The sequence below is a fragment of the Paucibacter sp. PLA-PC-4 genome (assembly GCF_026241155.1).
Classification (GTDB): domain Bacteria; phylum Pseudomonadota; class Gammaproteobacteria; order Burkholderiales; family Burkholderiaceae_C; genus Roseateles_E.
In genome coordinates, this window is the sequence record NZ_JAPFGP010000039.1 from 1 (window position 1) to 13,475 (window position 13,475).

Annotated in this window: 10 protein-coding genes; 8 read left to right on the plus strand and 2 right to left on the minus strand. The window is 65.2% G+C overall.

The annotated features are described in order from the left end of the window. The coding region (locus tag OOZ63_RS28555) for an ABC transporter permease subunit (protein WP_416234801.1) at positions 1 to 142 on the minus strand (142 nt) is incomplete at its 3' end. Positions 143 to 420: 278 nt separating this feature from the next. Between OOZ63_RS28555 and OOZ63_RS28560 the strand changes: the two genes are divergently transcribed. Further along, positions 421 to 2,295: a sensor histidine kinase gene (locus tag OOZ63_RS28560; RefSeq protein WP_266009230.1), complete on the plus strand. Its 1,875-nt coding sequence runs from the start codon at positions 421 to 423 to the stop codon at positions 2,293 to 2,295. After that, positions 2,288 to 3,628, plus strand: a complete 1,341-nt coding sequence (locus OOZ63_RS28565) for a sigma-54-dependent transcriptional regulator (protein ID WP_266009232.1) — start codon at positions 2,288 to 2,290, stop codon at positions 3,626 to 3,628. The genes OOZ63_RS28560 and OOZ63_RS28565 overlap by 8 nt, the downstream gene beginning before the upstream one ends. A gap of 81 nt (positions 3,629 to 3,709) precedes the next feature. Here OOZ63_RS28565 and OOZ63_RS28570 read toward each other — a convergent pair whose 3' ends face one another. Beyond that, complete coding sequence (locus OOZ63_RS28570; protein ID WP_266009234.1) at positions 3,710 to 4,603, minus strand: amino acid ABC transporter substrate-binding protein; 894 nt, start codon at positions 4,601 to 4,603, stop codon at positions 3,710 to 3,712. A 120-nt stretch (positions 4,604 to 4,723) separates the two neighbouring features. On the opposite strand from OOZ63_RS28570, the gene OOZ63_RS28575 reads away from it, so the two are divergent. From OOZ63_RS28575 to OOZ63_RS28600, 6 genes are all read left to right on the plus strand, one after another. Then, positions 4,724 to 5,314, plus strand: coding sequence for a restriction endonuclease (locus OOZ63_RS28575; RefSeq protein WP_266009236.1), 591 nt, complete (start codon positions 4,724 to 4,726; stop codon positions 5,312 to 5,314). Between the two features lie 73 nt (positions 5,315 to 5,387). After that, complete coding sequence (locus OOZ63_RS28580) at positions 5,388 to 7,295, plus strand: type IV pili methyl-accepting chemotaxis transducer N-terminal domain-containing protein (protein ID WP_266009238.1); 1,908 nt, start codon at positions 5,388 to 5,390, stop codon at positions 7,293 to 7,295. Then, positions 7,292 to 7,960, plus strand: a complete 669-nt coding sequence (locus tag OOZ63_RS28585; protein WP_266009240.1) for a response regulator — start codon at positions 7,292 to 7,294, stop codon at positions 7,958 to 7,960. Before OOZ63_RS28580 ends, OOZ63_RS28585 begins: the two co-directional genes overlap by 4 nt. A 164-nt stretch (positions 7,961 to 8,124) precedes the next feature. Beyond that, positions 8,125 to 9,411 (plus strand): MFS transporter, encoded by a 1,287-nt coding sequence (locus tag OOZ63_RS28590; RefSeq protein ID WP_266009242.1) that lies wholly within the window; start codon positions 8,125 to 8,127, stop codon positions 9,409 to 9,411. Between the two features lie 27 nt (positions 9,412 to 9,438). Beyond that, positions 9,439 to 11,064 (plus strand): MFS transporter, encoded by a 1,626-nt coding sequence (locus OOZ63_RS28595; RefSeq protein ID WP_266009245.1) that lies wholly within the window; start codon positions 9,439 to 9,441, stop codon positions 11,062 to 11,064. 10 nt (positions 11,065 to 11,074) lie between these two features. Next, on the plus strand, positions 11,075 to 13,475 hold a 2,401-nt coding region (locus OOZ63_RS28600), incomplete at its 3' end, for a nitrate reductase subunit alpha (protein ID WP_266009247.1).

The window sequence follows — 13,475 nt, forward strand, 5'->3', positions numbered from 1 at the left end:
GCGCCCCCACCATCAACACCTCGCCGTGCGCGAAATTGATCAGGTTGATGATCCCGTACACCATCGTGTAGCCCAAGGCCACCAGCGCATACATGCTTCCGAGCACCAGCCCGTTGATGATTTGCTGTACAAAAGTTTCCATCGAAGACCCTCTGCTTTTTGAGGCGACCAGCGCCGCCCGACCCGGTCTTCATTGCAATCCATATGCCAGTTACCCATAACCGCGGGTAATCACCGAAGGATTGCCACTCAAAACACCCCGAAACGCCGCTCGGCGGGCGTACGGCTAAGCCCGGCCGCGATCAACAGGGCGGAAATCCACACAACCCAGCAAAACGGCGGGCGGGTTTTCACATCACCCACAAAGCCCCGCACGCCGCCGGGACGGCGCGCATCAGATTGGGCACACTACGCATCCCCATGATCGACCGCTTCCAACTCGCAGCGCTGCGGCAGCGGCTGACACGCCGACTGAGCCGACCCCGCTTCTTCATCTATGTGACGGGGGGGCTGATGCTGCTCGGCCTGGTGCTGGGCCAGCGCATCAGCGAGACCGCCGGGATGGCGCACCTGGCCGCGCTGGCCAATGAGCGGCTCGAACTCTATGCCACCAATCTGGAGGCCGAGCTCGGCCGCCACGCCTACTTGCCCGACTTACTGGCGATCGACGACGAGATGCTGGCCCTGTTGGCCTCACCGCAGGACGAGGTACGCCGGCGCCGCGCCGACCAGGCACTGGCCCGCATCAACGTGCGCGCCGGCACCATGCAGATTTTCATCGCCGATGCCGCCGGCCAGGTGCTGGCCAGCAGCGACCGCAGCCCCGCGCCAGCCCGCCTGCGCGAGGCCATCGCCACGGATCTGCGCCATTTCTTCGCCAGCAATGCCGCCACACGCGGCACCGACTTCTATCTGCTGCATCCAGTGCGCCAGCAGGGTCGGTTGTTGGGCGTGATCGCGGTTCGGCTGAGCCTGGCGCCGCTGGAGGCCACCTGGGTGGACCTGGGCCTGCGTAGCCAGGGCGAACGCCTGCTGGTCGCTGATGAGCAAGACGTGGTCATCATGAGCTCGGTGCCCTACTGGAAGTACTTCGTGCTGGGCCAGGCCGACGAGGACCAGCGCGCGGCGCTGCGCGCCAGCGGCCGATATCCCGAGTCACCGCTGACAAGCGTGGGAATCCCGCGCCGCCTGCTGGCCAGCACAAACTCCAGCCTCGTACGCGTACCGCCGCTCGAAGACAAGCCCCGCGTTATCGAAGGCCCGCAGCTGCTGGCCCAGGAGCGCTTGCTGGTGCCGCTGGGCCTGCGCATGGTGGCGCTGTCCGACCCGACCGAAGTCTGGCGCCAGGCCCGATACGCCGGATGGAGCGGTGCAGCCTTCGGTGCCTGCGCCGGCATGTTGGCCCTGTATCTGTCCTCGCGACGGCGCGCGCTGCGCCAACTGTTCCAGGCCAAGGCCGAGCTGCAGGAGGCGCATGGCCAGCTCGAGCGCATCGTCGACATCCGCACCACCGAGCTGCGTAGCAGCAATGCCGAGCTCAAGCGCCAGATCGCCCAGCGCTTGCAGGTCGAGGACGAGCTGGTTCAGGCCGGCAAGCTGGCGGCGTTGGGCCAGATGTCGGCCGGCATCTCGCATGAGGTGAACCAGCCGCTGACCGCGCTGCGCGCGCTGGCTCGCAACGCCCAGCTGCTGCTGGAGAGCGGTCGCCACGATGCGGTGGCCGAGAATCTGCGCACCATCGATGCGATGGTCGAGCGCATGGGCCTGATCACCCGCCAGCTCAAGAGTTTCGCGCGCAAGGCCGAGCTGATGAGCGCACCGGTTTCGCTGTTGCAGGCGGTGCGCAACGCGCAGCTGCTGGTCGAGCACCGGCTGCGCGAGGGAGCGGTGGAGTTGCGCCTGGAGGTGCCGGCCGGGCTGCGGGTGCGCTGCGAGGGCAATCGGCTGGAGCAAGTGCTGGTCAATCTATTCGGCAATGCGCTGGACGCGATGGCGCACGAGACCCGACGGCAATTGGGCGTCAGCGCGGTGTCCTTGGACGCCGGCGCGCGCGTGCTGGTGCGGGTCAGCGACAGCGGCAGCGGGCTCAGCGAGGCTCTGCTGCCGCGCCTGTTCGAGCCCTTCTTCACCACCAAGCCGGCCGGCGAGGGCTTGGGCCTGGGTCTGGTGATCTCGTCGAAAATCATCCATGAGTTCGGCGGCACGCTGCGCGCCGTCCGGCAGGATCAGGGCATGAGCTTCGAGTTCGACCTGGCCGTCGACACCTGGGATGCAGCAAAGGAAGTACATGTTTGAGGGATATCACGTCGTCTTTGTCGAGGACGATTTGCCGGTGCGGGTCAGCCTGACGCAGACCCTGGAGCTGGCAGGACTGAGCGTCACGCCCTGCCGCTCGGCCGAGGAGGCGCTGCCGCATATCGCGCCAGGCGCGCAGATCATCGTGATCACCGATGTACGCCTGCCTGGCATGGACGGACGCGCCCTGCTCGACCATGTGCTGGCCACCGACGCCAGCATTCCAGTAATACTAATCACCGCGCACGGCGATGTCGCGATGGCGGTGCAGGCGATGCGCAGCGGCGCCTACGACTTCTTCGAAAAGCCCTTCGCGCCGGAGCGTCTTGTCGACACGGCGCGGCGCGCGCTCGATCTGCGCCTGCTGCGAAGCGCCACCGATGAACTGCGCGCCCAACTGCAGCGAGCCAGCGGCATCGAGGCCGCACTGCTGGGCAACTCGGCTGTGATGCAACAGCTGCGCCGCCAGATCCTCAACCTGGCGGGCACCTCGGCCGATGTGATGATTCTTGGCGAGACCGGCACCGGCAAGGAGCTGGTGGCGCGCTGCCTGCATGACCAGAGCGCGCGGCGCGACCGCAACTTCGTCGCGATCAACTGCGGTGGCCTGCCCGAGGCCCTGTTCGAGAGCGAGCTGTTCGGCCACGAGCAGGGCTCGTTCACATCGGCGGCCAAGCGCCGCATCGGCAAGATCGAGCACGCCAACGGCGGCACCCTGCTACTCGACGAGATCGAGACCATGCCCGTCCCGCTGCAGATCAAGCTGCTGCGGGTGTTGCAGGAGCGCCGCATCGAGCGCCTGGGCTCCAACGAGGAGCTCGCGATCAATGTGCGCTTCGTCGCCGCCAGCAAGGCCGATCTGCGCGAGCTCGGCGAGCAGAACAAGTTCCGCAGCGATCTCTACTACCGCCTCAATGTCGCGCTGCTGCATCTGCCGCCGCTGCGCGAGCGGCGCGAAGACATTCCGCTGCTGTTCCAGCATTTCGTCGCCCAGGCTTGCGACCGCTACGAGCGCCCGGCGCCCGAGCTCAAGCCAGAGCGCCTGCGCGAATTGATGGCGCATGACTGGCCCGGCAATGTGCGCGAGATCCGCAATGCGGCCGACCGTTTCGTGCTTGCGCTCGACGATCTGGACAGCAGCGCCGCGCTGCAGCAGGTGCCGGCGTTGAATCTGGCGCGCCAGATGGACTTGGTCGAGAAGACCTTGATCGAGCAGGCGCTGCGCCGCACCCAAGGCAAGGTACCGGCCGCGATGGAGCTGCTGGGCATCGCGAAGAAGACGCTCTACGACAAGCTGCACCGGCACGCGATCAATCTCGACGCATTCAGGTGAGCCCTGCCTGCGGATCCAAGCACGCTCCTAGAGGTCAAGGCGCTCTTTGGAGCAGCCCGGCGAACGAATTCAGCGAACCCGCTAGCGGTAATGCGCGGGGTCGGGCGTGTCGGTCGGCTGCGCGATCACGCGCTTGAAGGCCGCGCTCATCGGGAGCTGCAGGTTGATGCCCAGTGGCGGTATCGGTGACTCGAACCAGCGCCGGTAGATCGCGAAGATCTCGCCGCTGCGGTACAGGCCGATCAGCACGCTGTCCACCAGTTGCTTGAAGGCCGGGTCATGGCGGCTCAGGCCGATGCCATAAGGCTCGACGGTCAGCGCCTGCTCGGACACCTCGTATCCCTGCGGGCTGGGCAACTGAGCCAGCATGCTGCGCAACAACACATCGTCCATCATGAAGGCGCGCGCCCGACCGGTGCGCAGCAGATGAAAGGCCTCGGGGTCATCAAGCCCGGCAAGGATACGAAAGCCCAGATCCTCCTGCTCGTTGATACTGTGCAGGTACTGAATGCTGGTCGTGCCTATGGTGGAGGCCACCGGCTTGCCTCGCAGATCTCGCAGGCTGCGTATCCCATCGACACTGCGCGACAAGAGCTTGGTCTCGGTGACGAAGGTGGTGATCGAGAAGGCCTGGTTGCGCGCGCGCTCGGCATTGTTGGTCGTGATGCCGCACTCCATATCCAGCATGCCGTTGGCCACCATAGGCAGCCGGGTGGCCGAGCTGACCGCGACCCGCTTGACCTCCAGCTCAGGCAGCTTCAACTCGCGCTTGACGGCCGCGATCACTCGCTCGCACAGCTCGATCGAATAGCCAATCGGTTTCAGATTGGCGTCGAGATAGGAAAACGGCAGCGACGCAGGCCGATAGCCCATCACGATGACGCCGGTGTCTCGGATGCGCGAGATCGAAGGGCCATCAGCGGCGGCCGCCCACAAGGGGAGGATGCAGAGCAGACAAGGGAGCAGAAAACGCATGCCCCGATTTTTGTTCGCACCGCCGCGCCAGGCAAGCGCGCAACTACCGATACCGCTGCGGCGACACAATCACCCGAAAATCGGTACACACTGCGGCCCTCACCGCTCACGGAGATTGATTTGAAACTGAAGATGGCGAAGAACTCGCTGTTCGCGATCCTGCTGCGCTCGTCCTGGTGGATCAGCCTGCTGATCGCGCTTGTGCTGGGGCTGCTCAGCGCGGCCTTGTTGCCCGACGGGCTGAAGGTGGTCGGCGCCATGTCGGGCCTGCCCTTCGTCGTGATCAGCGCGATGGCAGCACGCCGCCAGTGGCATCTGCCCAGCGCCGCGCGCATCGCGCAGACCGAGCAGGCCGTGATGGCAATGAACTGGCATAGTTTCTCGGCGCTGCTGGAGCAGGCCTTTGTTCGCGACGGCTATGCGGTGACGCGCGGCAAGGGCGAGGCCTTCGACTTTGATCTGACCAAAGGCGGCCGCCGCATGGTGGTCTGCGCCAGGCGCTGGAAGTCGGCCCGCACCGGGCTGGAGGTGCTGCGCGCGCTGCAGACGGCACGCGAGAGCTCGGATGTGCAAGACGCGCTCTATATCGGTCTGGCCCCGCTCAGCGACAACGCCCGCCCCTTCGCGGCCGAACATCGAATTGCGGTCTGGCAGTCGCCCGAGTTAGCCCACGCCTTGCGCGGACTGCCGCTGCCGCCCGCATCCGGCTAAGGAGAGCGCCTGGCACCGGCCCAGGCTTGATGCATATCAAAGCGCCGGCCCGTTGCTTGGCTAAGCTGCAGCCATGCTCCACCGTCTACGCAGCCTTGTCGGCAAGCTGGCCGTGATCCAGACCGGCTTTCTGGTCGTGGCCCTGGCGTCGATCGCATTTACGCTATGGGTGTCGTGGCAGCTGGAGGGCGGCGCCGGCGCGATAAACGAGGCCGGGCGCATGCGCATGCTGAGCTATCGCATGGCTTTGTCCCAGGCCGACGCCAAGCCAGCGGCGCTGCAGCGCGATCTGCAGGAATTCGAGGCCATGCTGCTGCGCCTGCGCGTCGGCGACTCGCAACGGCCGCTGTTTGTACCCGACACCGAAGATTGCCGGGACCGGCTGGCCGCCGTCGAGCGGCAGTGGCCGACGCTGCGCAGCGCGCTGCTGGAGTCGGCCTCTGGCCGCAGCCTCAGCCCCCAGGTGGACGCCTTTGTTGCCACCATCGATGGGTTGGTCGGCGCCATCGAGCAGACCATTGCCGCGCGCACCGCGATCCTCGGCGGTCTGTGCTTCAGCCTGGTCGTGCTGGTGGTGGCCGCCTCGGTGGTGTTCGTTTCCGGCACCTATGTCTGGATCATCCAGCCGCTACAGCGACTGCGCGAGGGTTTACGGCAGATGGCGGCGGGCCAGCTCGGTGTGCGGGTCGACGAGAAGAGCTCGGTGGTCGAATTCACCAGCCTGGCCGAGGGCTTCAACCAGATGGCGGGTGCGCTGGCAGAGTCCCATCAAGGGCTCGAGGACAAAGTCAGGGACAAGACCGCCCATCTGGCACAGCAAAACGAGCGGCTGGAGGCTCTGTACGATGTGGCACTGATGGCCGGTCAAGCCGATGCCAGTCTGGAATCGATGGCCCAGTCTTTTGCCGTCAAGGTCGCGCGCATCGTCCGCGCCGATGCCTGTGCGGTGCGGCTGGCCGCGCAGGACGAGCAGCGCTGGTTGCTGATGGGCCAGACCTGCCTGCCGCAAGCGATGATCGACGCCGAGCGCTGCCTGCGCAAGGGCGAATGCGCCTGCGGCAGCACCCTGCCCGAGGCGAGCGGCGCCCGCGTGATACCGATCCAGAGCATCGACGCCCCGAATCTGGGGCATTGCGAGGCGGCCGGCTACCAGACGGTGATCTCGGTGCCGATGCGGGCCGGGACGCGCGTGGTCGGCGAGGTCGAGTTGTTTTTCTACGGCGAGCGCCGCCTCAGCGAGGCCGAGCGGCTGCTGCTGGATGCTCTGGTGGGTCAGTTCGCGATCCAGGTCGACAATGTGCGGCTGGCCGCGCGCGACCGCGAGATGGCAGTCTCCGAGGAGCGCAATCTGTTGGCCCAGGAGCTGCATGACTCGATTGCCCAGGTGCTGGCCTTCTTGAAGATCCAGGTCCAGCTGCTGCGCGGCGCGATGGCCAAGCAGCGCCTCGCCGAGGTGCAGCGCAGCGTCGACGAGATCGACACCGGAGTGAAGGAGTGCTATGCCAACGTGCGCGAGCTGCTGGTGCACTTTCGAACCCGCCCCGGCCACGAAGACATTGAGCACGCACTGCGCAGCACACTGGCCAAGTTCGAGCGCCAAAGCGGGCTGAGCACCCATCTGAGCCTGCAGGGCGACGGCCTGCCCTTGCCGCCCGACCATCAGGTGCAGGTGTTGCACATCATCCAGGAAGCCCTGTCGAACGTACGCAAGCATGCCGAGGCCGACCATGTCAGCCTCAGTGTCGAGCAACTGCCACGCTGGAGCTTCGAGATCCGCGACAACGGCCGCGGCATCGAACTGCCCGACGCCGGCAGGGAGCAGACCCATGTGGGCCTGCAGATCATGCATGAGCGGGCCCAGCGCATTGGCGCGAAGCTGCGCATCAGCCGCCTGCCCGAGGGCGGCACCCTGGTACGACTGACCCTGCCCCGTTCGCTGCAGCCCGCCCCCGAGAGCTTCTCAACCGCTGTGCAGCCATGAACCAAGCCATCACCCTGCTGGTCGTCGACGACCACACGCTGTTTCGCCGCGGCCTCATTGCGCTGCTGCGCCAGGAGGCCGGTGTCGAGGTAATAGGCGAGGCTGCCGATGCCGGCGAGGCCCTGCGCTGCGCCCAGGCCCTGCAGCCCGATCTGATACTTCTGGACAACCACATGCCCGGTGTCAGCGGCGTGACGCTGCTGCCGGCACTGCGCGAGGCGGCGCCGCGCTCAAGAGTGCTGATGCTGACCGTCAGCGAGGACGAGGAAGACCTCAGCGCGGCGCTACGCAACGGGGCGCAGGGCTATCTGCTGAAGACCATCGACGGCGAGGACCTGGCCGCCGCACTGATACGCACGATGCGCGGCGAGTCGGTGGTCAGCCCGGAGATGACGCACAAGTTGCTGAACGCGCTGCGCAACAGCGCCGTCGGCGCCGCGAGTGCGAACGCGCCCAAGCAGCCTCCCGCGGGCGAGCTGTCGCCGCGGGAGCTGGACATCCTCAAGGAGCTGACCCGCGGCGCCAGCAACAAGGAAATGGCCCGCACGCTGGGCATCGCCGAGACCACGGTGAAGATCCACGTGCAGCACATCCTGCGCAAGCTCAAGCTGAGCTCGCGGGTACAGGCGGCAGTCTGGGGCAGCGAACAGGGCCTCGGCGCCTGAATTCCGGCTTGCGCCAAGTCAAAGCCGGCGCGCGCATAGTTCTTTCGAACGAGGCTCGCTGCGTCGCCCTAGTTCCGATGCGCTGAGACCCATCGCCCCCTGAAGGATGTTCAGCCCCGGGCAGAAGATCGACAGTGGTAGACATGAAAACGAGGAGTTCCTCCATGTCTGCAGCAAGTCCCTCGAACCCAAGCGGCCGAGCGCTCTCGGTGCTGATCGTCAGCACCCTGGCCTTCACGGTCTGCTTCATGGTCTGGATGATGTTCGGCGTCATCGGCATCCCGATCAAGAAGCAGCTCGGGCTGAACGCCACCGAATTCGGCCTGCTGACCGCGATGCCAGTGCTCAGCGGCTCTCTGGTGCGAGTGCCGCTGGGCATCTGGACCGACAAGTTCGGTGGCCGCATCGTCTTCTTCAGCCTGATGCTGGCCTGTGTCATCCCGATTTGGCTGATGGCCTATGCAACGGCTTACTGGCATTTTCTGACCATCGGCCTGTTCGTCGGCCTGGCTGGCGGCAGCTTCTCGGTCGGAACGCCCTATGTGGCGCGCTGGTTCCCGAAGAACCGCCAGGGCTTCGCGATGGGGGTATTCGGTGCCGGCAACTCGGGTGCGGCGGTGAACAAATTTGTCGCCCCAGCCCTGGTCGTGGCCTTCGGCTGGACCATGGTTCCCCATATCTACGCGGCGGTCCTGCTGGGCACGGCCATTCTGTTCTGGTTCTTCAGCCACTCGGATGAGCAGCATCTGGTCACCAGCAAGGCCAGTTTCAGTAGCCAGTTGAAGGCCTTGAAGGACCCCAGGGTGCTGAAGTACTGTCAGTATTACAGCATCGTATTTGGCGGCTATGTGGCGCTTTCGCTGTGGATGGTGCAGTACTACGTCGGTGAGTACGGCCTGGACATCCGCGTCGCTGCGCTGCTGGCGGCCTGCTTCTCGCTGCCCGGCGGCGTGCTGCGCGCGATCGGCGGCTGGCTCAGCGACCGGCATGGTGCACACAACGTCACCTGGTGGGTCATGTGGGTCAGCTGGATTTGCCTGTTCCTGTTGTCCTATCCGCAGACGGACTTCACCGTGCAGACGATCAACGGCGCGAGAACCTTCAGCATCGGCCTGAACGTCTACATGTTTACCGCGCTGATGCTCATCCTGGGCATCGCCTGGGCCTTCGGCAAGGCCAGTGTCTTCAAGTACATCAGCGACGACTATGGCCAGAACATCGGCGCCATCAGCGGCATCGTCGGCCTGGCCGGTGGCCTCGGCGGCTTCGTGCTCCCCATCATGTTCGGCGCGCTGATGGACCTGACGGGCATCCGCTCCAGCGCCTTCATGCTGATGTACGGCGTGGTCTGGGTCTCCCTGATCTGGATGTACTGGACCGAGGTACGCAAGACCGAGGTGATGGGCGAGCACGCGCCCGATACACCGTTCAGCCGCTCCTTCCAGCGCTGACTGCCCGCCTGCAACAAGGAACCAACCATGGACAACAAGAGCAGCACCGCCGACATCGCGGACTGGCACCCCGAGGACGAACAGTTCTGGGACAAGACCGGCAAGAAGATCGCTTACCGCAATCTCTGGATATCCATCCCTGCCCTGCTATGCGGCTTCGCGGTTTGGGGCATGTGGGGCATCATCACCGTGCAGATGCTGAACCTGGGCTTTCCCTTCACCCAGGCCGAGCTGTTCACGCTGACGGCCATCGCCGGCATCTCGGGAGCCACGATGCGCATCCCGGCCAGCTTCTTGATCCGAATGGCGGGCGGTCGCAACACCATCTTCCTGACTACAGCGATGCTCTTGGCCCCGGCCATCGGCACCGGGGTGGCGCTGCAGCACCCCGAGTGGCCGCTGTGGGTGTTCCAGCTGATGGCACTGTGGTCGGGCGTGGGCGGCGGCAACTTCGCCTCGTCGATGTCGAACATCTCGACCTTCTTCCCGAAACGTCTGCAGGGCACGGCGTTGGGCTTGAACGCCGGACTGGGCAATTTCGGCGTCACGACCATGCAGATCGTGATCCCGCTGGTGATGACCGTCGGGCTGTTCGGCGCCCTGGGTGGTGACTCGAAGTCGCTGCTCAAGGACAGCGGCTGGATCTTCGGCAAGATCGCCGCCGGCACGCCCACCTGGATACAGAACGCAGGCTTCGCCTGGGTGCTGTCCCTCGTGCCGCTGTCCCTGCTGTGCTGGTTCGGAATGAACAACCTGAAGACGGTGACGCCGGCCACCGGCCACCCGCTGCTTGCGTTCGCCAAGATCACCTATCTGTACTCGCTGGCCTTCATCCCCTCCATCGGGATGCTCTATCTCTACCTGCCAGCGCCCACCGGACTGGGCGTACTGAATATGTGGGTGGCGATCCCGCTGGACATCATCGCCGCACTGCTGGTGATGAAGCTCGCGGCATTCGGCACGATGAAGCAAAACGTCGCCAAGCAGTTCGAGATCTTCAGCAACAAGCACACGTGGGCGATGACGGCGCTGTACGTCGTCACTTTCGGCAGCTTCATTGGCTTCTCGATGGCCCTGCCGCTGGCGATCACGGTGATCTTCGGTTTCATCCATGCACCCGACGCGGCCGGCGTGATGCAGCACACGCTGAAGAATCCGAACGCCCCCTCGGCACTGACCTACGCCTGGATCGGCCCCTTCGTCGGCGCCGCAGTGCGGCCCGTCGGTGGCTGGATCTCGGACAAAGTGGGCGGCTCCATCGTCACGCAGATCATCTCGGCCATCATGGTGTTCGCTTCGGCGGCGGTGGGCTACGTGATGCTGCAAGCCTACGGTTCGGCGACGCCTGAGCAGCATTTCCCGATGTTCATGGGCCTGTTCATCCTGCTGTTCGCCGCCAGCGGCATCGGCAACGGCTCGACGTTCCGCAGCGTCGGCTTCATCTTTGATCGCCAACAGGCCGGCCCGGTGCTGGGCTGGACCTCGGCGGTGGCCGCCTACGGTGCCTTCATCGCGCCGGTGCTGATCGGACAGCAGATCAAAGCCGGCACCCCGCAATACGCCTTCTACGGCTTCGCCGTGTTCTACGCCGTCTGCCTGGTACTGAACTGGTGGTTCTACCTGCGCCCCAACGCCTACGTCAAGAATCCTTGAGGACCTCAGCATGAGTCACTTTCTCGATCGCCTCAATTACTTCGCCTCGCCCAAAGAGGACTCCGCCGACGGCCACGGCCGCAGCACCGGCGAAGACCGGACCTGGGAGGACGCGTACCGCAACCGCTGGGCCCATGACAAGATCGTGCGCTCCACCCATGGCACCAATTGCACCGGCTCCTGCTCCTGGAAAATTTATGTCAAGGGCGGCATCGTCACCTGGGAAACCCAGCAGACCGACTACCCGCGCACCCGCCCTGACCTGCCCAACCACGAGCCACGCGGCTGCGCCCGCGGCGCGAGCTACAGCTGGTATCTGTACAGCGCCAACCGCGTCAAGTACCCGATGGTGCGGGGCTCGCTGCTGAAGCACTGGCGCGCCGCGCGCAATGTCGCTCGCACCCCGGTCGATGCCTGGAAGAACCTGGTCGAGAACCAGGAACAGCGCCGGGAATGGCAGCAGGACCGCGGCCTCGGCGGCTTTGTGCGCTCGAGCTGGGACGAGGTCAACGAGATCATTGCCTCGGCCAATATCTACACGATCAAGAAGCATGGTCCCGACCGCGTGATCGGCTTCTCGCCGATACCGGCAATGTCGATGATTTCCTACGCCGCCGGCAGCCGCTACCTGAGCCTGATGGGTGGCGTCTGCATGAGCTTCTACGACTGGTACTGCGACCTGCCGCCGGCCAGCCCTCAGATCTGGGGGGAGCAGACCGACGTGCCCGAGAGCGCCGACTGGTACAACAGCAACTACATCATCGCCTGGGGCTCCAACGTGCCGCAGACGCGCACGCCGGACGCGCACTTCTTCACCGAGGTGCGCTACAAGGGCGCGAAGACGGTGGCGATCACGCCGGACTACGCCGAGATCTCCAAGCTGGCCGACATCTGGCTGCACCCCAAGCAAGGCACCGATGCGGCAATCGCGATGGCGATGGGTCATGTGATCCTCAAGGAGTTCTACTTCAAGGACGGCGGCAAGGGGCGCAGCGCCTACTTCGACGACTACGCACGCCGCTACACCGACCTGCCCCTGCTGGTGAAGATGAAGAAGCAGACCACGGCCGACGGCCGCGAACTGCTGGTGCCCGACCGCTACCTGCGCGCCAGCGACTTCGGCGGCAAGCTGGGCCAGGACAACAACCCCGAGTGGAAGACCCTCGCCTTCGACGAGCTCGGCAAGGTGGTGCTGCCCAATGGCTCGATCGGCTTCCGCTGGGGCGCCGGCGAGCGGCCTGATCTGGGCAAATGGAATCTGGAGAGCAAGGAAGCGCGCAACGACAGCGATGTGCGCTTGAAGCTCTCGGTGCTGGAGGACAGCGTGCAAGCGCACGAGGTGGCCGAGGTTGGCTTCCCCTACTTCGGCGGGGTCGAGTCGCCGCAGTTCACAGCCAACAAGCAGCAGGACGTGCTGAGCCGCCATGTGCCGGTCGTACGCCTGAAGCTGGGCAAGCATGAGGAGGCCGGCGAAGCCTTGGTGGCTACTGTGTTCGATCTGCAGGTGGCGCAGTACGGCATCAACCGGGGCCTCGGTGACAACACACCGATCAGCTACGACGACAATCTGCCCTACACCCCGGCCTGGGCCGAGAGCATCACCGGGGTCAAGCGCGAGCTGATCACCCAGGTGGCGCGCGAGTTCGCCGGCACGGCCGACAAGACACGGGGCAAGTCCATGGTCATCATCGGTGCGGCGATGAACCATTGGTACCACTGCGACATGAACTACCGCGGCATCATCAATATGCTGATGATGTGCGGCTGTATCGGTCAAAGCGGCGGCGGCTGGGCCCACTATGTCGGCCAGGAGAAGCTGCGCCCACAGACTGGTTGGACCGCGCTGGCATTCGCGCTGGACTGGATACGCCCGCCGCGCCAGATGAACAGCACCAGCTTCTTCTACGCCCATACCGATCAGTGGCGTTACGAGAAGCTCGACGTCTCCGAGGTGCTCTCGCCCTTGGCCGACAAGGCCCAGTACGGCGGCAGCCTGATCGACTACAACGTGCGCGCCGAGCGCATGGGCTGGCTGCCCAGCGCGCCACAGATGCAGCTCAACCCGATACAGATCGTCAAGGACGCCCAGGCTGCCGGCATGGACGCCAAGGACTATGCGGTCAGGGGCCTGAAGGACGGAACGCTGCGCATGAGCTGCGAGGACCCCGACCACGAGGCCAACTGGCCGCGCAATATGTTCGTCTGGCGCTCCAACATCCTGGGCTCCTCGGGCAAGGGCCACGAGTACTTCCTCAAGCATCTGCTGGGCACGACCAATGGCGTACAGGGCAAGGACCTCGGCAAGGACGACGCGAAGCCGCAGGAGGTGCAGTGGCATGCCAAGGCCCCCGAGGGCAAGCTGGACCTGCTGGTCACGCTGGACTTCCGCATGAGCACGACCTGCCTCTACT